18 protein-coding genes are annotated in these 19,811 nt (G+C 69.3%); 10 read left to right on the plus strand and 8 right to left on the minus strand.

Features of this window, described 5'->3' with window-relative positions; all coding sequences use genetic code 11:
* The first annotated feature begins 70 nt into the window (after nt 1-70).
* Complete coding sequence (locus tag AB5J62_RS25275) at nt 71-685, plus strand: TetR/AcrR family transcriptional regulator (protein ID WP_370950328.1); 615 nt, start codon at nt 71-73, stop codon at nt 683-685.
* A 46-nt stretch (nt 686-731) separates the two neighbouring features.
* On the opposite strand, the gene AB5J62_RS25280 is transcribed toward AB5J62_RS25275, so the two are convergent.
* Nucleotides 732-1,205 (minus strand): hypothetical protein, encoded by a 474-nt coding sequence (locus AB5J62_RS25280; protein WP_370942421.1) that lies wholly within the window; start codon nt 1,203-1,205, stop codon nt 732-734.
* A gap of 176 nt (nt 1,206-1,381) precedes the next feature.
* Between AB5J62_RS25280 and AB5J62_RS25285 the strand changes: the two genes are divergently transcribed.
* Nucleotides 1,382-2,431, plus strand: coding sequence for an amidohydrolase family protein (locus tag AB5J62_RS25285; RefSeq protein WP_370942422.1), 1,050 nt, complete (start codon nt 1,382-1,384; stop codon nt 2,429-2,431).
* Nucleotides 2,428-5,718: a BTAD domain-containing putative transcriptional regulator gene (locus AB5J62_RS25290; protein ID WP_370942423.1), complete on the plus strand. Its 3,291-nt coding sequence runs from the start codon at nt 2,428-2,430 to the stop codon at nt 5,716-5,718. The genes AB5J62_RS25285 and AB5J62_RS25290 overlap by 4 nt, the downstream gene beginning before the upstream one ends.
* Before the next feature lie 11 nt (nt 5,719-5,729).
* Here the strand turns inward: AB5J62_RS25290 and AB5J62_RS25295 are convergent, their stop codons facing one another.
* The 3 genes from AB5J62_RS25295 to AB5J62_RS25305 all read right to left on the minus strand — a co-directional run bounded on the left by AB5J62_RS25295 (nt 5,730) and on the right by AB5J62_RS25305 (nt 8,840).
* The gene (locus AB5J62_RS25295; protein ID WP_370942424.1) at nt 5,730-6,857 is read right to left on the minus strand and encodes a YcaO-like family protein; all 1,128 of its coding nucleotides are present in this window, start codon (nt 6,855-6,857) and stop codon (nt 5,730-5,732) included.
* Complete coding sequence (locus AB5J62_RS25300) at nt 6,854-8,134, minus strand: TfuA-like protein (protein ID WP_370942425.1); 1,281 nt, start codon at nt 8,132-8,134, stop codon at nt 6,854-6,856. The genes AB5J62_RS25295 and AB5J62_RS25300 overlap by 4 nt, the downstream gene beginning before the upstream one ends.
* A 349-nt stretch (nt 8,135-8,483) precedes the next feature.
* The gene (locus AB5J62_RS25305; protein ID WP_370942426.1) at nt 8,484-8,840 is read right to left on the minus strand and encodes a DoxX family protein; all 357 of its coding nucleotides are present in this window, start codon (nt 8,838-8,840) and stop codon (nt 8,484-8,486) included.
* Between the two features lie 197 nt (nt 8,841-9,037).
* On the opposite strand from AB5J62_RS25305, the gene AB5J62_RS25310 reads away from it, so the two are divergent.
* From AB5J62_RS25310 to AB5J62_RS25330, 5 genes are read left to right on the plus strand one after another with little or no spacing between them, the layout of a single operon-like run.
* Nucleotides 9,038-10,339, plus strand: a complete 1,302-nt coding sequence (locus AB5J62_RS25310) for an MFS transporter (protein WP_370942427.1) — start codon at nt 9,038-9,040, stop codon at nt 10,337-10,339.
* A 48-nt stretch (nt 10,340-10,387) separates the two neighbouring features.
* Nucleotides 10,388-10,912 (plus strand): N-acetyltransferase family protein, encoded by a 525-nt coding sequence (locus AB5J62_RS25315; RefSeq protein ID WP_370942428.1) that lies wholly within the window; start codon nt 10,388-10,390, stop codon nt 10,910-10,912.
* 31 nt (nt 10,913-10,943) lie between these two features.
* Nucleotides 10,944-11,579: a GNAT family N-acetyltransferase gene (locus AB5J62_RS25320; RefSeq protein WP_370942429.1), complete on the plus strand. Its 636-nt coding sequence runs from the start codon at nt 10,944-10,946 to the stop codon at nt 11,577-11,579.
* Nucleotides 11,580-11,589: 10 nt separating this feature from the next.
* The gene (locus tag AB5J62_RS25325) at nt 11,590-12,033 is read left to right on the plus strand and encodes a nucleoside deaminase (RefSeq protein WP_370942430.1); all 444 of its coding nucleotides are present in this window, start codon (nt 11,590-11,592) and stop codon (nt 12,031-12,033) included.
* The gene (locus AB5J62_RS25330; protein ID WP_370942431.1) at nt 12,030-12,995 is read left to right on the plus strand and encodes an isopenicillin N synthase family dioxygenase; all 966 of its coding nucleotides are present in this window, start codon (nt 12,030-12,032) and stop codon (nt 12,993-12,995) included. The genes AB5J62_RS25325 and AB5J62_RS25330 overlap by 4 nt, the downstream gene beginning before the upstream one ends.
* Nucleotides 12,996-13,016: 21 nt before the next feature.
* Here AB5J62_RS25330 and AB5J62_RS25335 read toward each other — a convergent pair whose 3' ends face one another.
* Together AB5J62_RS25335 and AB5J62_RS25340 are read right to left on the minus strand one after the other, a co-directional pair.
* Nucleotides 13,017-14,339 carry a GGDEF domain-containing protein gene (locus tag AB5J62_RS25335; RefSeq protein WP_370942432.1) on the minus strand — a complete coding sequence of 441 codons (1,323 nt, stop codon included), beginning with the start codon at nt 14,337-14,339 and terminating at the stop codon, nt 13,017-13,019.
* A gap of 166 nt (nt 14,340-14,505) precedes the next feature.
* The gene (locus AB5J62_RS25340) at nt 14,506-15,744 is read right to left on the minus strand and encodes an MFS transporter (RefSeq protein WP_370942433.1); all 1,239 of its coding nucleotides are present in this window, start codon (nt 15,742-15,744) and stop codon (nt 14,506-14,508) included.
* Between the two features lie 241 nt (nt 15,745-15,985).
* On the opposite strand from AB5J62_RS25340, the gene AB5J62_RS25345 reads away from it, so the two are divergent.
* Complete coding sequence (locus AB5J62_RS25345) at nt 15,986-16,936, plus strand: chitinase (RefSeq protein WP_370942434.1); 951 nt, start codon at nt 15,986-15,988, stop codon at nt 16,934-16,936.
* 54 nt (nt 16,937-16,990) lie between these two features.
* Here AB5J62_RS25345 and AB5J62_RS25350 read toward each other — a convergent pair whose 3' ends face one another.
* On the minus strand, nt 16,991-17,989 hold the full coding sequence (locus AB5J62_RS25350; RefSeq protein WP_370942435.1) for an NADP-dependent oxidoreductase: 999 nt from the start codon (nt 17,987-17,989) through the stop codon (nt 16,991-16,993).
* 97 nt (nt 17,990-18,086) lie between these two features.
* On the opposite strand from AB5J62_RS25350, the gene AB5J62_RS25355 reads away from it, so the two are divergent.
* A complete protein-coding gene (locus AB5J62_RS25355; RefSeq protein WP_370942436.1) occupies nt 18,087-19,445 on the plus strand; it encodes a cytosine permease in 1,359 nt (452 codons plus the stop codon).
* A gap of 66 nt (nt 19,446-19,511) precedes the next feature.
* Here AB5J62_RS25355 and AB5J62_RS25360 read toward each other — a convergent pair whose 3' ends face one another.
* Nucleotides 19,512-19,736, minus strand: coding sequence for a hypothetical protein (locus AB5J62_RS25360; protein ID WP_370942437.1), 225 nt, complete (start codon nt 19,734-19,736; stop codon nt 19,512-19,514).
* Nucleotides 19,737-19,811 lie beyond the last annotated feature (75 nt).

The following is a 19,811-nucleotide window of genomic DNA, read 5'->3' on the forward strand; positions in this document are numbered from 1 at the left end:
GCCCGCTTATTACACTGGGCGGAACGTGCGGGGTGTGTCAACCCCGCCGGTGATGGAGGAGGAACCGGCGATGACCGTGTCGCTGTCCGCCGAACTGTGGCCGGACGTCCAGCCAGAGGCGGCCCGCCGCCTGATGCTCGCCGGGGTCGAGTCGTTCGCCCGGCGGGGCTATCACGCGACCACGACCAGGGACATCGCGGGCGGCGCCGGGATGAGTCCCGCCGCGCTCTACGTCCACTTCCCGTCCAAGGCCGCGCTGCTGTTCGCGATCAGCAAGAACGGCCACGAGCAGACGCTCGCGCTGGTCGAGAACGTGGTCGCGCGCGACATCGGCCCCGTCGGGACGATCCGCGAGCTGACCGAGGACTTCGTCGCCTGGCACGCCCGCAGGCACACGGTCGCGCGCGTGGTCCAGTACGAGCTGCAGGCGTTGCCGGACAAGGAGCTCGCGGTGGTCGCCGAGCTGCGCCGCCGGATCGAACAGATCGTCCGCGACGTCATCGGCCAGGGCGTGGCCGACGGCGTGTTCACCGTCCCCGACTCGTGGACGGCCGCCCGCGCGGTGCTTTCGCTCGGCGTCGACGTCGCCCGCTGGTACACCGAACGCACCCGCCAGTCCCCCGCCGCGCTCGGGCGCGAATACGGCGAGCTCGTGCTGCGGATGCTGGGCGCACGGACGGTGTGACACCACACCAGCGTCGCATACCGACCAGTAGGTATCCAAGCGCGGGCTACGTCACAGCGGGTTGGGTGGTCGCGACGTAGGCCCCGCGCGCCACGTGCTTCAGCGGCTTCGTGCCCCCGATGACATAGGCGATCGGGTACCGCTTCGGCGCCTCGTCCATCGGCATCCAGCGCAGGCCGATCGCCACGCCCACCGCGGCGCACACGGCCGACACCAGCACCCCGGCGCCCCAGGCGAACGGGATGATCCCAGCGAGGAAACCGAGCCAGGCGAAGGCGGTCACCCGTAGCAGTCCGTCGTCGCGCCCCTCACCCATCGACCGGTCGTAGCGCGAGCCGTGCACCATCACGCGCAGCATCGAGTCACAGCAGTCGCAGCGCACGCTCGCGAAACCCCGCTTGCCCCGCCGGACCGTGACGAGCTGCCCCCTGCCGAAGCGCGATCGGCGGGGATCTTCACCTTGCTCTCTGTGCCCGACAGTCACCCACAGGCAGTCCTTGTCGCGTTCTTCTGCCCCCATGCGGCTCATTGTGCCGGACGAGTGTCGCGCCGCGGTCACAATGGAAAACGATTGCGTCACTTGGATACCGGCCAGTCGGTACCGCACCGACCGAAGTGAGACATGGGCCACAGCGCCGTCGCGTTTTCGGTATCGTGCGCCCGGGGGCGCCTGCTATCGGGAACGGAGTTCGGGAAGTGGCTTTCAAGGTGCGCGGGGTCACGCTGCCCGCCCGGGAGGAACAGACCTTCCTCGTCGACGGCGATCGGCTGCGGACGGACGGGCACGGCGACGCGGAGTGGCTCTCCGACGGCGGCTGGATCCTGCCGGGGTTGGCCGACCTGCACACCCATCCGGGAACGGGCTTCCCGACGGACACCTTCACCGAAGAGGCCTTCGTCTCGGACCTCGGCGGGCACCGGGACGCGGGCGTGCTCGTGGTGCGCGTGCCGGGGTCCAACGTCCGGCTGCCCGAATGGGTCGACGACGACCCCGAGCTGCCGAAGGTCTACTCCTCCGGCAAGTGGCTGGCCACCTCGGGACACTTCTTCCCGGGAGCGGGACGGCACGTCGGCCTGGACGAGCTGCCGCGGGCCGCGGTCGAAGAGGCATCGGCTTCGTCGGGGTGGTGCAAGGTCATCGGGGATTGGACGCCCAGTCAGGACGCCGTCCCGATCGAGGTGCTGACCGAGGTCGTGACCGCGGTGCACGAGGCGGGCGGGCGGGTCGCCGTGCACTGCCAGACCGCCCAGGGGTGTCACAACGCCGTCCATGCCGGCGCCGACAGCCTCGAGCACGGGATGAATCTCGATCACGGGCTGCTGGCCAGGATGGCGGCGCAGGGCACCGTGCTGGTGCCCACGCTGACCACGTTCGCCGAGATGATCGTGGAGATGGACGCCGCACCCGAACCCGGCCCGAACGACACCTGGCTGCGTGCCGGGTGGGAGATGATGGTGCCGATGGTGGGCGCCGCGCACGAGGCCGGGGTGACCGTGCTGGCGGGCACCGACATCGCCACCTTCGGCAAGGTCTCCGAGGAGGTCGGCTGGCTGGGCAAGGCGGGCCTGCCCGCCGACACCGCGCTGGGCGCCGCGTCGTGGGCCGCGCGATCCTGGCTGGGGCTGGAGAGTCTCGTCGACGGTGCTCCCGCCGACCTGGTGATCTACGACGAGGACCCCGCACTGCACCCCTCGGTCCTGTCCCACCCGAAGCACGTGGTCATGCGAGGCCGGGTAATCCGGTGAGCGACGGCGACTTCCGGCTGCTGGGACCGCTGACCGCCACGGTCGGCGGGTCGCCGGTGCCGCTGCAGTCAGGGAAAGCACGCATCCTCCTGACCAGCCTTCTGCTGCGGGGGAACCGGCTGCTCTCGGTCGAGGAGCTGATCGACCGGCTGTGGGCCGACACGGCGCCCAAAGGCGCGCGCAACGCGGTGCAGACGCATGTGACCCGCCTGCGCAGCGCACTCGGCGAAGCCGGTGGGCTCGTCCGCACCCGGCCCGGCGGCTACACCATGGACGTCGCGCCCGGCACGCTGGACCTCGACCGGTTCCGCGACCGGATCGGCAAGGCCGACCAGGCGCGGGCCGCGCGGGACAACACCGCCGAGGCGCGTGAACTGCGCGAAGGACTGGCGCTGTGGCGTGGCACGCCGTTCTCGGACGTCCAGTCGGACTTCCTGCACGCGCAGGAGGCGCCGCGGCTGGTCGAGGAGCGGCTGCAGGCGTGGGAACGCGTGGTCAACGTCGAATTGGCGCTGGGCAGGCACACCGAGCTGACCGGCGAGCTGTACGCGCTCACCGAGGAGTACCCGCTGCGGGAGCGCTTCTGGGGTCAGCTGATGACGGCGCTGCACCGCTCGGACCGGCAGGCGGACGCGCTGGCGGCCTACCAGAAGCTCGCCACGCTGCTGCGTGAGGAACTCGGGGTCGACCCGAGCACCTCCCTGCGGGGCCTTTATCAACGAGTATTGGCCGACGACCAGGAGCACGCCCCGCCTCGGCAGGAACCGCCGCCGAGCAGGCCGCCCACCTGGGTCGCGCCCTTCCAGCTGCCCGCCGACATCGCCGATTTCGTCGGCCGCGGCGACCTGATGGCGCGGCTGCGCGCGCTGGCGACCGGGGCCGCGGGCAACCGGCTCGCGGTCCCGATCGCGGTGCTGGCCGGCCCGCCCGGCGCCGGGAAGACCGCGCTGGCGGTGCATTTCGCGCATGAACTGCGCTCCGAGTTCCCGGACGGCCAGCTGTACGTCGACCTGCGCGGCTTCTCGGCCAACCCGCCACTGAGCGCGACCGACGCGTTGGCCTCCTTCCTCCGCGCGCTCGGCGTCGCGGCGGACGAGATCCCGCACGACGTCAACGAGCAGGGCGCGCTGCTGCGCTCGCGGCTGAGCGGGCGCAAGGTGTTCATGGTCCTGGACAACGCGGCCAGCGCGGATCAGGTGCGGCCGTTGCTCCCCGCGGAGGCGGGCTGCGCGGTCGTCGTCACCAGCCGCAACAACCTGCACGGGCTGAGCGCGCTCAACGGCGCGCGGCTGTTCGGCGTCGAGATGGTCACCGTCAGCGAAGCCAAGACGATACTGGCCAACGTCATCGGCGCCGAGCGGGTCGCCTCGGAGCCCGACGCCGCGAACGAGTTCGTCGCCGCCTGCGGGCTGCTCCCGCTCGGGCTGCGGATCGCCTCGACGAACCTGGCCACCTCGACCAGCCGCACCATCGCGGACTATCTGCGCAAACTGCTGCCTGGCAAGAAACTCGACGCGCTGGAGATAGACGGAGACGGCCAGGCAGCGGTGCGGGCGGCCTTCGATCTGTCCTACAGCGCGCTGAAACCGTCGCCGTCGCGCTTCTTCCGCAGGCTGAGCCTGATCCCCGGCCAGGAGTTCGACGTACTCGCGGCGGCCGCCGTGAACTCGGTGGACCACGACGACGCCGAACGGCTGCTCGGTCAGCTGGCGGCGTCGAACCTGATCGGGCGCCGCGCGCCGGACCGGTTCACTTTCCATGACCTGATCAGGGAATTCGCCACCGAACGGGCCCGCGATCACGAAACCGCGGCCGAACGCGACCAGGCGCTCGGTGAGCTGTTCGCGTTCTACCTGGGCCGGGCCGGTTCCGCCCGCGATCTGCTCTACCCCGACGCGCACACGATGACCTCGCCGGCCGCGCCGTCCGGTCCACTGTGGACGGACTCGGCCGACGCCATGCGGTGGCTGGACGCCGAAGCCGAGAACATGGTCGCGCTGATCTGCGGTCCCGCCGCGGCCGGACTGGAGATCTGGCTGCTCGCCGACGCGCTGCAGATGTACCTGCAACGGCACCGGCACGACTCGATCTGGCTGACCGCGTTCACCGCGGCGCTCGCCGCGGCCGAGCGGTCCGGCGACCTGCTCGCCCAGGCGGGCATGCGGCGAGGGCTGGGCCAGCTGCACCTGCACCGCACGCGCTACGCCGAGGCGGAGCAGCACATGACGCGCGCCGCGCGGCTGTTCCACGAGGCGGGCGACGCGGTCGGCGAGGCACGCGCCCAGACCGGGATCGGCGCCATCGCGTTCGAAACGGAGCAGTACGACAAAGCGATCGAGCACTACGAGGTGTCGCTGCGGCTCGCGGTCGACGACCGGGACGAGGCGGGGCAGAGCAACAACCTGTTCGATCTGGGGCTGGCACTGGTGCACCTGGGCGACACGGCGCGCGGCGAAACGATGCTCGAACGGTCCTACGAGATGGCACGCGCACTCGACCTGCCGTACCTGCGGGTGCGCTGCCGGTCGATCCTGGTGATGAGCGCGTTGTACCGCGGCGAACTCGCCGCCGCGTTGCGGGGCTTCGCGCTCGCGCTCGACGGCTGGCACGACGTCAAGGACCGGATGGGCGTGACCGAGACGGTCCGCAACCTCGCCGAGACCGAACTCGCGGCCGGGCGCCCCGATCTGGCCACGGAGCTGGGTCAGGAAGCGCTGGCGCAGTCGCGGTGGATCGCGTCGCCGTGGCACGAGGTCGGCTCACTCGTCGTGCTCGGGCGCGCGGCGCTGGCGGTGGACGACCTCGGCTCGGCGGGGCGGCACCTGACGCTGGCCAGGCGGCTCGCCGGTGACGACGACCGGCTGCCCTACTGGAACTCGGCGCTGCTGCAAGGCTTTTCCGCTTGGCAGCGCCGGACCGGCAGGCCCGGTGAGGCGATCGAGACGGCCATCGCGGGCACGATCACGTCGCGCCCGAGGGAGCAGGCTCGCGCGCTGATCGAGCTCGCGGCCGCGCGGCTGGACACGGGTGACCGCGAAGGCGCGATCCGCGACGCGGGTCAGGCCTGCGAGATCGCGGCCGGGCACGGCTACCTGCTGGACCACGCTCACGCGCTCCAAACACTGGCGAACTGTCAAGAACCGGCAGCCGCGGAGCGATCACGGGAGCAGGCGGCCGCGCTCCTCACCCAGGTCAGGGCCGGTACCGAGGAACTCGCCGTCGAGGTCGTCGCGCGGATCGCGGCACTCGGCGACTGGTGGCGGGGCGAGGACCCCGCCGACGACTGACCCGAGCACGGTCAGCGGCTCGGATGGACGCGCTCCTCGTCGACGACGGTGCCGGGGACGATCACCTTCACGACGGCGAATTCGGGCCTGGTGCTCAAGTCGGTCACCAGCGGCTCGAAACCGGTGACCTGCTGGGTCAGTTTCCCGATCCACGCCAGTTCGGTGTCGAGATCCTCGAACGGTCCCGCGGCTTCTGCGCCGAACCCGCCCCAGCCCACGAGCCGCTCGGCGGGCCGCGGCGGTTCCTCGGCGCCGATCTCGACGCGGTGATAGATCGGCGGGAGATCGTCACGGCTGCCCGCGATCGCCGTCAGCCGGCTTTGCACGGCTTCGGTGATCGCCCGCGAAAGCGCGACCGCCGGGTCGAGGTGCGCACCCGATCCCTGACAGCCGATCGCGAAATCCGGGCTCCAGATCCGGGCGTCGAAACACGGAACGCCGAAACGGTTGGGAATCGGGGCGACGGTCAGGGTGGCACCGGCGGAGACCACCTTGTCCACCAGGTCTTGGCAACCTTCGTCGGGAATCGAGGTGAGGTCGAGACTTTCGGGTTCGTGATACCGGCTCAGCGCGTCGCGCTCGATCACCTCGTACAAGGCGTGCAGGGCAGCCTCCGCCAGGCTGTTGCCCGACGCCAGGCCGTTGCTGTCGGACCGCAGGCCCGGTGGCGACCACCGGCGTTCGCTGTGGCCGGCGAAGCTCACCAGCGCCGACGGCACCGGCACGGCCCGCCCGGTCACCAGACCGGTCGCTCCGGCCCAGTCCAGCGCGGTCGCGTCGGTGACCAGCGCGGAAGGCGCGGTCACCAGGTCGGTCACCGCATAGCCGAGCTCCAGTTCACGCGCGGGTGTCCCGGCGAAGAGGACGGGTCCGCGCACGTGCTCGATGTGCCACAGTTCGATCGCCTCCATCGCCGCCGAGATCTTCGCCAGCAGCGGCGTCCGCCCTTTGCCCTGGGAGACGCTCAGGCTCTTGGCCAGCGGCCGGACGGAGGTCGCCACCGGCACGCCGATCACGTCCAGCCCGGTGATGTCCGCGATCCGCGTGACACCGAAGCGGGGCAGCAACGGCTCGACCAGCGCCCAGGTGTGCTCCGGGCGCCGCACGCGGTGGGTGCCGTCGAAGAAGACCTTCCTCACGTGGCATCCCGCCTGAGCTCGCGGAATCGCCTGTGCAGGAAGAACAACCGGGCCGCGCCGGCCGCGTCGCCGAGCGAACGGAACCCGCGATCCCTGGCCGCGGCGAGCACCACGCCTTCCTCGTTTCCGTCGACGTCCCACGCCCGCGCCAAGCTCTCGATCAGCACGGCCCGCTTGAGGTGCTCGGCGCCGCGCCGCCCTGGCCACGTCGCCACCTCGGCGTTGACCGCGTGCGACTCGGCGACCTTGCGCCGCACCAGCGGATCTTCGGCCAGCAGCGGCTCCGCGGCCGCGAATTCGTAAGTCGGCGAAGGTATGCGCAACGACCGGACCAGCACCCGGATCAGCGCTTCTTCTGGCGACAGCCGGTCGATTTCGTCATTGGTGAGCCATTCCGCGGTCTGTGCTTCGGTGAGCGACTCCGGAGTGAGCCCGAAACGTGCCACCTCGGCGAGCACGTCCGCTCCCCCGGCTATCTGCCCGAGCGCGAATTTCCGCCAGCGCGCCGGAAAATCGCCGGCGTAGAGCTGGTGATACCGGATCACGTCGGCCCGGCTCACTTCGACGCCGTCGATTTCCGTGACGGAGAATCGCGTCCGCCATTCGTCCAGAAAACGATTCCGCCAGTCCGGCGTCCGCGCCCACTCCGGAGTTTCCCCGGCGGGCACGATCTCCCGGCGCGCGATTTTCGTCAGCGTGTCGAGCGTGTCGGCCACCTTGACGTCCGCCGCCGCTGGGTGCGCGACGGCGAATTCCTCGAGCCGCGCGACCACCTCCGCCAAGCCACTCGCCCGCAGACGCGGCCAGGTGCGTTCGGTGTAGTGAAGCTTTCGCGCGCTTTCGACCACCGCGCGCGCTTCGGCGTCGGAGACCACCCCGGCTGTTCGCGCGACCTCGGCCAGGTGGCGGATGGTGACCAGCGGAACGCTGAACTTCCGGTAGTCAGGCCCTTCCCCGTGCGTCACCGCGACTTCGTCGTCCGCGTCGACGACCCCGTCGCGGTACATCCGGAAAACGACGCCGTTACCCGTCATTCCGTACGGATACAGCTCGGCGGCACGCAAAGCACCCATACTGGCGCAACCGACGACCCGGACGCCCGCACTGAGCAGTGCGAGAACTTCCTTGTGCCGGACCGAAGCGTGGTGGTGGTAGTAGCCATCGACGAGCACGACCACGTCCCCGGCCGCACAGCCGAGGCGAAGAAGATCACCATGCGCGGCAGGCGGATGCAGAACCGCCTCGGGCAGAACGCCCGAGGCGGCTTCCCCAGGCATCGTCGGCCCCAGGAACACGTGTGTCGGCATTACGGCCTATTCGTGAAAATTGACCCTGCCCAGGCCGAGCGCCTGCTCCACCAGCGTCTCGAACAGGTCATCGGGCGCGAGCTGTTCCTGAACGGAACGCACGTCGCCGAGCAAGTCGTCCATGTCTGTCTCCATCCCCCCGCACACAGCGGATCTCCCTTAGCGTAGCCGACCCGGCGGCACAACCGAGCGCACTTCCGATCTGTCAGATACCCCGGCCACCCACCGCGGTCGATGGACGCCGCACAGTCCGATTGGTACATTCACAGTGACGCCGCGCTCCCGGTGACCCCCAGGTCGGTTGAGCGCGGCGTTCCTATCACCAGGGGCCGTGGGAGAGCAGGCCCAGGATCAGCGCCGCGGCCGCGGTGGCGAGGAAGACGATCCCGCCGACGATGTCGCGCGAGCCCACTCGCAGGTGGGCGATGATCGCGCCGACGAAGTACAGCACGAGGCCGCCGGCGGCGAGGGTTCCCAGCAGCGGCACGGCGAGCCCGGCCAGCAGGCCCGCGGCGCCCGCCGCCAGCAGCATGCCCAGCACCGGCACCCACTTGCGAGGGATGCCCTTCATGTCCGCCTGAGCCTTCGGGTACTCGTGGCCGATCAGGTAGATGACGGCGGCGGCGCCGTTGAAGACCGCGCCGAGGAGGGTGACCGTGAGATAGGCGGCGAACATGAGGCTCCGCTTCTGTCGGGACATTCCGTCGTGGAATGCCGTTCCCGCGGAAGACGAGCCGTCGGCTCGATGTGTGACAGCGAGTTCAACGCGGATACCGTCCGGTCGGTATCGATTCACCCAAATGCGACGTTGACGACATACTAAGCGGTTGCTAATTTCTCGGGACTCTCCCCCGCCGCGAAGGGTGGTCCCCCATGGCAGCCGATCCGGTCACCTCGACCAAACAGCGCCGAAGGGCCGCCACCGCAGCAGCCCTCGCCGCCTCGGTCGAGTGGTACGACTACTTCGTATTTGGCATAGCAGCGGCTTTGGTTTTCGGGAAGACCTTCTTTCCCGCGAGCAATCCGGCCGCGGGGGTGCTGGCGTCGTTCGCCACCTTCGCCGTCGGCTTCCTGGCCAGGCCGATCGGCGGGATCATCGCGGGGAACCTGGGTGACAAACACGGCCGCAAACCCGTGCTGGTCATGGCGATCGCGCTGATGGGCGTGGCGACGACGGCGATCGGCCTGCTGCCGACGTACGCGTCGATCGGCATCGCCGCGCCGCTGCTCCTCGTGCTGCTGAGGCTCGTGCAGGGCGTCGCGGTCGGCGCGCAATGGGGTGGCGCGATGCTGCTGGCCACCGAGTACGCGCCGGAGGGCAAACGCGGGCTGTACGGCAGTCTCGTCCAGCTCGGCGTGCCCATCGGCGTCGTGCTCGCGAACACGGTGTTCCTGGTCGCGTCGAAGGTCGCGCCGCCCGCGGACTTCCTGTCCTGGGCGTGGCGGATCCCGTTCATCGTCGGCGTGCTGGTGCTCGGGCTGGCCTGGTACATCCACAAGCGGGTCGACGAGACACCGGAGTTCCGCAAGGCCGCCGAAGCCGCCGCCGCGCGCAAAGGGTCACCGCTGCGCGAGATCCTGCGCGACCACCTCGGCACGGTCCTGCTCGCCGGCGGGTCGTTCGCGGTCAACACGGCGACGTTCTACATCCTGCTCACCGGGACACTCGACTACGCGACCCGCGAACTCGGCATGTCACGCACGACCGTGCTCACCGCGACCCTGATCATCAGCTGCAGCCAGCTGGCGATCATCCCGCTGGCCGCCGGCCTGTCCGACAAGATCGGCCGGATCAAGATCTACACCTTCGGCGCGGTCGGCCTGCTGGTCTGGGCGGTCCCGATGTTCCTGCTGATCGACACGAAGAACCTGCTGTGGTTCGTGGTCGCCTCGTTCATCGCCAGCCTGTTCCTCAGCATCATGTACGGCCCGCAGGCCGCCCTGTTCGCGGAGCTGTTCACCCCGGAGATGCGCTACACCGGCGCCTCGCTCGGCTACCAGCTCAGCGCGGTGGTCGGCGGCGGGCTCGCGCCGTTCATCATGGTGCTGCTGCTGGAATCGACGGGCACGTCGATGTCGGTGTCCGGCTACATCATCGTGCTCGCGGTGGTGGCGTTGCTGTCGATCAGCGTGCTCGCGAAGCGGGCGCGCGATTCGGCCCGCGTCGACGCCTGAGCAACTCAGAAGCCGCCCGCCCGCGGTGTCCGCTCCTATGGTGACTGGATGGACGATGAGCTGCCGTCGGTCGCGGGCGCGCTGATCCGGAACCCGGTGCCGGACGACCATCCCCGCGTGCTGGCGGCGATGGACCGCTGGTGGGCGGGCTCCGGCGGGAAGGAACGCGCGCTGGTGCTGCCGCGGTTCTACTTCCAGCACTTCACCGGCGGCAGCGAGGTCGTCGAGCACGACGGAGAGGTGATCGCCTTCCTGATCGGCTTCCTGTCCCAGAGCCGCGACGACGAAAGCTACGTCCACTTTTCCGGTGTCTCGCCGGACTATCGCGGGCGCGGCATCGCCCAGCACCTGTACAAGCGGTTCTTCGCCTACAGTGTCCGCAATGGACGGTCGGTGGCGCGCGCGGTGACACCGGCGGGCAACGCGGGCTCCTACGCGTTCCACACCGGTATCGGCTTCGTGGCGGAACCGGGGCCCGCCGAACTCGACGGCAGGCCGTTCCAGCCGGACTACGACGGCCCCGGGTTCGACCGCGTGACGTTCATCCGGCGGCTGGACGACAAAAGCGCCTGAAGTTGTCGGTGGCCCGTGTCAGGATGACGCCATGGAAGATCACCTGGTACGGGCCTGGGTGCACGGCTGGGCGGCGTCCCGGCGGACCAGCGCCCCCGTGACGGAGCCCGACGGCTGGCGCATCGACGTCGGCCTGCCCGACCACCGCGTGCGCTACATCCTGCCCTCGGCGGATCCGGACCTGGTGCGGGCCAGGGTCGCCGGGCTGAGTGAGCAGGGCACCTGGATCAAGGTGTTCGGGAACGTGCAGGCGACGCTGATGCCCGGCTGGACCAACGACGAACCCGGCCACCTCATGACCATCGACCTCAGCCAGGTCGAGCACGCCGCACTGCCGGACGGCTACCGGCTGGAGGTGCACGCGGGCGGCGACAGGGCGGAGGCGGTCATCCAGGCCGCCGACGGCGCGCTCGCGGCACGCGCGCAGACCGGGCTCGCCGGCGACCACGCCGTGCTCGACCAGGTGGTCACCGAGCCGGCGCACCGCCGCCGTGGGCTCGGCCGGGTCCTGATGGGCGCGCTGGGCGCGTTCGCCCACGACTCGGGCGCGAAGACGGCCGTGCTCGCCGCCACCGACGACGGGAGGGCGTTGTATCTGGCACTCGGCTGGGCGGACGTCCGGCCGCTGACCGGTGCGTGGCTTGCCAAATCCCGGGACAAGCCTTAACAGTGGGTTCATGAACGAGTCACTGCTCGCCGTCGCCCGTGAGGAGGCGCTGCTCGGCAAGGCCGAAGGCGGCGTCCCGATCGGCGCCGCGCTGTTCACCCTCGACGGCAAGCTGCTCGGCCGCGGCCACAACCGCCGCGTCCAGGACGGCGACCCGTCGCTGCACGCGGAGACGGCCGCGTTCCGGAACGCGGGACGGCGGCCGCACTACCGCGACACGATCATGGTCACCACGCTTTCGCCGTGCTGGTACTGCAGTGGCCTGGTGCGGCAGTTCGGCATCCCTCGGGTGCTGATCGGCGAGGCGCGCACGTTCCACGGCGGCCACGACTGGCTCGCCGAGAACGGGGTCGGCGTGACGGTGCTCGAGGACCGGGTGTGCGTCGACCTGATGACCGAGTTCATCAAGACCCGGCCGGAACTGTGGTTCGAGGACATCGGGGAGGAACTGTGAGCGAGGCCGTTCCCCTGGTCGACCTGACCCCGTGGTTCGAGGGCACCGAAGCGGGCAAGCGCGCGGTGGCCACCGCGATCGACGAAGCGTTGCGAGAGTCCGGTTTCCTGATGATCACCGGCCACGGCGTCTCCACCGAGGAGCGAGCCACGACCCGCGCGCTCGCACGTGAGTTCTTCGCACTGCCCGCCGAAACCAAGACGCCGTACGCCGTCTCGGTCGGCGGCCGCGGCTGGCTGCCACCCGGCGTCGAGGCGAACGGGTACGCCGAGGGCACGCCCACTCCCCCGGACCTCAAGGAGTCCTACTCGGCCGGCGCCGCACACCAGGTCGGCATCCCCGAGATCGACGCCTTCTGGTTCCAGCCCAACGTCTGGCCGTCCGAGGTGCCCGGCTTCGCGGACGCGGCCACCGCCTACATGCGACGGATGCGTGAGCTCTCGGACGAGCTGCTCACCATCTTCGCGGCCGCGCTGGACCTGCCCCCGGACCATTTCACCCGGCACACCGGGCATCCGACGTACACGTTCAACATCAACTGGTACCCGCCGATGACCCACGTCGGCACCCCCGAGCCCGACCAGTTCCGCATCGGCCCGCACACCGACTTCGGCACGGTCACCATCCTCGACCGCCAAGCCGGCGTCGGCGGACTGCAGGTCTATACCGCCGACGGCCGCTGGGTCGACGCCCCCTTCGACCCCGCCGCCTTCACCGTCAACATCGGCGACCTGATGGCCCGCTGGACCGGCGACCGCTGGCGCTCGACCCGCCACCGCGTCCTCCCGCCGGACGCCTCCGCCCCGGACGAAGACCTGGTCTCACTCATCTTCTTCTACGAGACCGACCACGACGCCCGCATCTCTTCGCTGGGACCACCGCTCGGCCACACGGCCTACCCGGAGGTCCTCGCTTCCGAGTACCTGCACGAAAAACTGGCGGCCATCACAGTCTCCGACTGACCGGCGAAAACACTCACGACCTCAGGCGACGTCTTCACGAACGACCGTCGGCTCGTGCTTGTCGTAGCCCACGGTCCGGTTGCGGCCCGCGGTTTTGGCTTGGTACAAGGCTTTGTCGGTGACCTTGATCAGCCCGTCCAAAGTGCCCGCGTCCCGCGGGTGCGCCGCGACGCCGATCGACACCGTCACGCCGACCTTGTGCGGATCGCCGGCGGCGACCGAGACCGTCGTCGCCGCGACCCGGCAGCGGATGCGCTCGGCGATGGCCAAGGCGTCGAAGCGGCTCGTGTCCGGCAGGAGCACGACGAACTCCTCACCGCCGAACCGGCCGACCAGGTCGCCCGCGCGCAGCTCGGCGCGCAAGGTGTCCGCGACCGCACGCAAGACGCTGTCGCCCACCAGATGCCCGTGGCGGTCGTTCACCAGCTTGAAATGGTCGAGGTCGAGCATCAGGACGCTCGTGGTCCCGCCGGGACGGCGGGGCCGGGAAAGTTCGACGGCCGCGGCCTCGGCCCACGAGGAAGCGTTGAGCAGGCCCGTTTTGGCGTCCGCGCGGGCCTGGTCGCGGAGCTGGCGGATCAGCACGCTGCGGTGCAGCACGAGCGTTATGCCCAGAATGAGCAGCAGCGCGACCGGCCAGTCCACCAGCGCCCAGGCGAGCACGATGCCCAGCGCGATGGTCGCGGACTCGAGCGCGTAGTCGGCCGGCGTGCCCATCGCCTCGCGCAGGCGGACCTCGGGAGTGGTGCCGAAAACGGCGAGTGTGATCAGGATCGTGTTGCTCACCAAGAAGATCGCGCCCGCGCCGACCAGGCGGAGGAAGGTGCCCAGGTCGTGCGGCCAGACCTCGGCGAAGGCGTGCCCGCCGGTGGACACGAGGAACCAATCGGCGAGAATGGCCGCGACGATCGCGGCGGCGGTGCTGAACATCCGGCGGTGCAAGGGATTGTGCTGGACCCTCGTCCACCGGTAGAAGTACGAGGTGCTGATCACGACGGCGGCGAGGCCGGGGTGCAGCAGCACCACCGCGGCGAACATCCAGACGGAGTTCAGGTCGATATGAGGCGTAGCGGCATAACGTTCTCGGATTCTTTCGATCGGCCTGGACATTTCGGTATAGACCAGGCTGCAAGTCATCAGCACCATGAAGGGCAGCAGGTTGCCCACACCGACTGGAGACGAGGAGAACGCGAAACCGGTCGCCACCACGGCCAGGGCATCGATGGTGAGGACATAGGCCAGCACGACGCGCCCCGGTAGCTCCCACAGCGCCCATCGGCGTACGCGGAACGGCAGCGACCGTCCCGTGAACCCCTGTGCGCCACGGAGTCCGTGCGCGGTCATGACCCTTGGCTCCCCGCCATTCGAGCAACGTAGCCGAACGTATATCAGCTGTCACTCGGTCATCCGGGGGCAGCCGGACCGCCACACGGGAACGCTCCGTGAGCCATGAAAGGAGGTGAAGTGCCATGCGTGGACAGAACTGGTGAGCCCCGCCGACTACAGCGAGTCAAAGAGGCAACAGGGGAAAGGTGCGGCGGGCTCGTCGCCACGCGGCCGCCACCGGGAGCGCGACGAGCACTCCGACGGCCGCCACGACAGCCACCGTGAGCGCGGGTGAGCGCAGCACGGCGGCCAGCAGGCCGCCCACCACCAAGCCGACTCCCTGTGCCGCGATCAGGCCTGATCCGGCCAGCCCGAACGCCTGACCGCGTTCGGCGTCCGGCACCAGGCGCATGAAGGTGGCGGCCGCGGTGACCTGATACGCCGCACAGGCACCGGACGCCAGCAGCAGGCCGATCGCGGGCAGCAGACCCGGACGCAGTGCGTAACCGACCAGCGGGACGATGGCCAATACAGCCAGTACGCCGATCAGGCGTTGGCGGGTACCGGGTGCCACCAGACGGCCGAACAGGAACACGCCGAGCACGATCCCGGCCGGGTGCGCGGCGAGTAACAATCCGGCAGTGGCGGCCGTTCCGCCGATTTCGGCGGCATAAGGGACGGCCAGTCCTTCCGGGACGATGACGAAACCGGCGAGCCACGCCAGCATCACCAGCGACCGCAGCCGTGAGTCACCCCAGATCGTGCGCGCGCCCGCGACCAGGCCGCCCAGCAGTGAAACCTTGGTCCCGTCGGCGTTCACGCCCGCCGCTGGTCTGGACCGGACGCCGAACCGGATCACCAGCGCCGAGACCGCGAACGTCACCGCGTCCACGGCAAGACCTTTACCCGGGCCGATGGCGGCGATCACCGCGCCGCCGAGCGCGAATCCGGCGAGCTGTCCGGTTTGGCCGGTCATCTGCCGGATGGACTGCCCCAGCACGTATTTGTCGCCGCTGAGCACGGACGGCATGATCGCCGCCTGCGCCGCGGTGAACGGCGCGTTCAGCAGCTGGGTCAGCACGAGCAGCGTCGCGAGCAGCCACAGTGGCAGGCCGGGTATCGCCATCAGCCCGACGAGCACCGCGCGGCCGGCGTCGGCATTGACCATGATCGCCTTGCGGGGAAAGCGATCCGCGAGCCCGGACAGCAGCGGGCCGCCGATCAGGTCCGGCAGATAGGTGAGCGCGTACGTCAGCGCGGGCCAGGCGGCCGACCCGGTACGGTCGTAGACCAGCACGGACAGCGCGACCCGCGCCAGCTGGTCGCCGAAGACGGATTGCAGCTCCGCCAGCCAGATCGCCCGGAACTCGGGCACGGCGAGGACCGACCCGAAACTCGCCGGGCGCTCCACCCCATCGGCCATGCACGTCTCCCAAGCACCGTGCCCACCCGGAACTCCCACGCATGGTACGCACCCGGGCGCGCTCCGTGAACCTCCTTTAGTACGGTCAGCGCATTCGTTAAGAGCCTTGACATTCGATATTGGTCCAGTCCACTGTTAAGGCGCTCGACCTCATGGGTGTTTGATACCGCCGGATCAAGCAACGAGGACTTCCAACAGAGCACGTCAACGCTGACGTGCCGTCACATTCTTTGGAGGACCGTTGAAGAAAGCACGCCGTCTGCTGACCGTCGCGAGCGCGGCCGCCGCCGCGATCGCCACCACCGTGGGCCTCGCGCCCGCGGCCTCGGCAGCACCGGACCCCATCCTGGCGTCTCCCTACCTGTACCAGTGGGAGGGACAGACGAGCCCCACCGCGGCGATGGACGCGACCGGCGTCAAGACGTTCACGCTCGCGTTCATGCTGTCCGACGGCGGCTGCAACCCCAAGTGGGACGGCACCCGCTCGCTCACCGGGTCGGACAAGACCATGATCGACAACATCCGCGCCAAGGGCGGTGACGTGGTCCCGTCGTTCGGCGGCTGGTCGGGCACCAAGCTCGGCGCCAAGTGCACCTCGGCGGCCGCGCTGGCCGGCGCGTACCAGAAGGTCATCGACGCCTACAAGCTCAAGGCGATCGACCTCGACATCGAGAACACCGACGAGTTCGAGAACAACACCGTGCAGGACCGGATCCTCAACGCGGTCAAGCTGACCAAGGCGAAGAACCCCGGCCTGCGCGTGGTCATCACCATCCCGACCGAGGTCAGCGGCCTGTCGGCGACCGGCAAGCGGCTGGTCAACCAGTCCAAGGTGATCGGCGCGAACATCGACGCGTGGTCGGTCATGCCGTTCGACTTCTCCAGCGGCGGTGACATGGTCGGCAAGACCAAGAGCGCGGTGGACGGCCTGAAGAACCACCTCAAGTCCACGTTCGGCCTGTCCGACGACGCGGCCTACCGCAAGAGCGGCCTGTCCTCGATGAACGGCAAGACCGACAACGCGGGCGAGGTCGTCAGCGTCGCGAACTTCAAGTCGATCAGGGACTACGCGGCGAGCCACCACCTGGCGCGCTTCACGTTCTGGGCGACCAACCGCGACTGCAACAACTGCGCGGGCATCTCGCAGGGCAAGTACGACTTCACCAAGGTCGTGGCCGGCTACACCGGCTGAGCCCGCTCCCACGGGGAAAAGCGGGCTTTACTCCACGGAGTAAAGCCCGCTTTTTCACAGCCTGACGAGCATCTTCCCGGTGTTGGCGCCGTCCAGCATGTCCATGAACGCCCGAGGCGCGTTGCGGATGCCGTCCACAAAGGTTTCGGTGTACTTGAGCTCACCCGAGCGCACGAGCGGGGCGACCTCGCCGAGGAACCGCGGCCGCAGTCCGAAGTGGTCCAGCACGAGCACCCCGCGCAGGGTGAGCCGTTTGCCGGTGATCTGCCGGTAGTTGCGCAGCCCGTCCGGCTCGGCCGAGTTGTACTGGGAAATCGCGCCGCACAACACGATCCGGCCGTGCGGGTTCATGGTCTCGATGGCGGCTTCGAGGTGATCGCCGCCGACATTGTCGAAGTACAGGTCGATCCCGCCGGGCGCGGCTTCGGCCAGTTGGTCGAGCACCGGTGCGTCCTTGTAGTTGAACGCGGCGTCGAAACCCAGGTCCTCGACGAGATGGCGGACCTTCTCCGGCGTGCCCGCGCTCCCGATGACCCGCTTGGCGCCACGCAGTTTCGCGAGCTGGCCGGCGACCGAGCCGACGGCGCCCGCCGCGCCGGACACGAACACCGTGTCACCCGCGGTGAACCCGCCGACCTCGAACAGCCCCGAATACGCGGTCAGGCCGGGCATCCCGAGCACGCCGAGATAGGTGCTCAGCGGCGCGGCGTCACCGTCCACACTGGTCAGTTCGGACGCGTCGAGCACCGAATGAGTACGCCATCCAGCCCAATGCTGAACGAAAGCACCCACACCGAACTCCGGGTGGTTTGAAACCACCACCTCGCCGACCGCACCCCCGTTGTTCATCACGACACCGAGTTCATAGGGCTCGGCATAGCTTTTGGCGGTGCTCATCCGGCCGCGCATGTACGGATCGACGCTCAGCAGCTGATTGCGCACCAGCACCTGGCCAGGCCCGGCGACCGGGACATCTGTGTCCACAATGGAGAAATCGGACGGGACCGGCCTGCCGTCCGGACGCGATACCAGACGGACCTCTGTTGCCACCACCGCAAAACCCCCAACCAGTTCGTGAAGCTCTCACCAGCGATAACATTCCTGTGGCGGCATGCTATTCCCGTACTCTTCGTCACCTATCATGTGCCGAATGTCGACCACCCCACCGGCTGAGGCCGAATACGGCGAAAAGATCGTCGCCGTCGAACCGGGCGGAATCGAGCAGGTCGATGCCGCCGACCGGCACGGCTCCCCCCGTCAGCTGTTCTGGACCTGGGCCTCGCCCAACCTCGAGTTCGCCACGATCTTCGTCGGCGTGCTGGCGGTTTCGGTCTTCGGGCTCACCTTCTGGCAGGCGCTGCTCGCCGTCGCGCTCGGCAACGCGCTCGGCTCGGTCACCCACGCCGTGCTTTCGGCCCGTGGTCCGGACCACGGCGTGCCGCAGATGGTGCTCGGCCGGATCGCCTTCGGCTATCGCGGGAACATCCTGCCCGCGGCGCTGATGTCGGTGATGGCGGGTATCGGCTGGTTCGCGGTCAACAGCGTCAGCGGCGCGTTCGCGCTGAACTCGCTCACCGGGATGCCGGCGCTGACCTGCCTCGCGCTGGTGGTCACGCTGCAGGTGGTGATCGCGTTCTTCGGCCACAATCTGGTGCAGGCCTACGAAAAGTACGTCTTCGTGCTGCTCGCGGTCGTCTTCGCGGTGACCTCGGTCGTCATCTTCGCCAAGGCCGAGCCCAGTGCCGCCGCGGGTGGCGGCGGCATCGGCGGGTTCCTGCTGACGCTCGGCGCGGCGTTCGGCTACACGGCCGGCTGGAACCCTTACGCGGGCGACTACACGCGCTACCTTCCGTCCACTGTGAACAGACGAGCCGTCGGCCTGTACGCGTCGCTCGGGCTGTTCCTGTCGACGACGATCCTGATGGTCGTCGGCGCCGCGTCGGCGACCATCGGCGAGGGTGGCGAGGCCAACCCGACGACGGCGTTCACCCATCACCTCCCGGCCTTCCTCGCCGCGGCGACCCTGCTCTCGGTCACCCTCGGCGCGGTCGCGGCGAACGTGATCAACGTGTACTCGGGCGCGCTGTCGTTCCTCGCGCTCGGCATCAGGCTGCCGTTGAACTGGCGCCGCGCGGTCGTCTCGATCGGCTACGGCGCGATCGGCTTCGTACTCGCCTGGGCCGGGCTCGCCGACGCGGGGCACGCTTACGAAAGCTTCTTGCTGGTGGTCGCGTACTGGGTCAGCCCGTGGCTGGCCGTGCTGCTCGTCGACCAATATCTGCGGCGCGGCGAGGACGTCGGCCCGCTGCTGGCGGACCCGAGGCACAGCAACTGGCCCGGGTTCATCGCGTTCGTGACGGGACTGGTCGTCTCGATCGGCCTCTTCGCGAACCAGACGCTCTACACGGCGCCGATCCCCAAGGCGGTGCCCGCCATCGGTGACATCACCTTCGTGGTCGGCTTCGTCATCTCCGGCGGGCTCTACGCCATCCTGCGCCGCGCCCGGTAGCCGAGACCGGGATAAAGCCCGCTTTACTTCGCGGAGTAAAGCCCGCTTTATCCCGGTCCGCCAAGGTCAGGCCGCGGTCGTGACAGCCAGCGCGGCGTGACCGGCTTCGGTGAGCTCGGCGGGCACGCGGCCGGTCACGGTCGTGGTGTCGGCGGGCTTGATGTAGCCGGCGCGGGCGAGGTCGTGCGCGGTGATCTGGTCGCAGCAGGCGAATCCGTCGATGAACAGGTCGGGCTCACAGCTGCACGACATCTCGGCTCGGTGGGCGGCCACCGCCTTGAGCATCGCCATGGCACGGTGGGAAAGCTCGACTGCTGAACCTGAACCGGACACCGGACTGAACCCTTCTCGTTCACCCAGTGTCCT

The sequence above is a fragment of the Amycolatopsis sp. cg5 genome (assembly GCF_041346955.1).
GTDB lineage: Bacteria > Actinomycetota > Actinomycetes > Mycobacteriales > Pseudonocardiaceae > Amycolatopsis.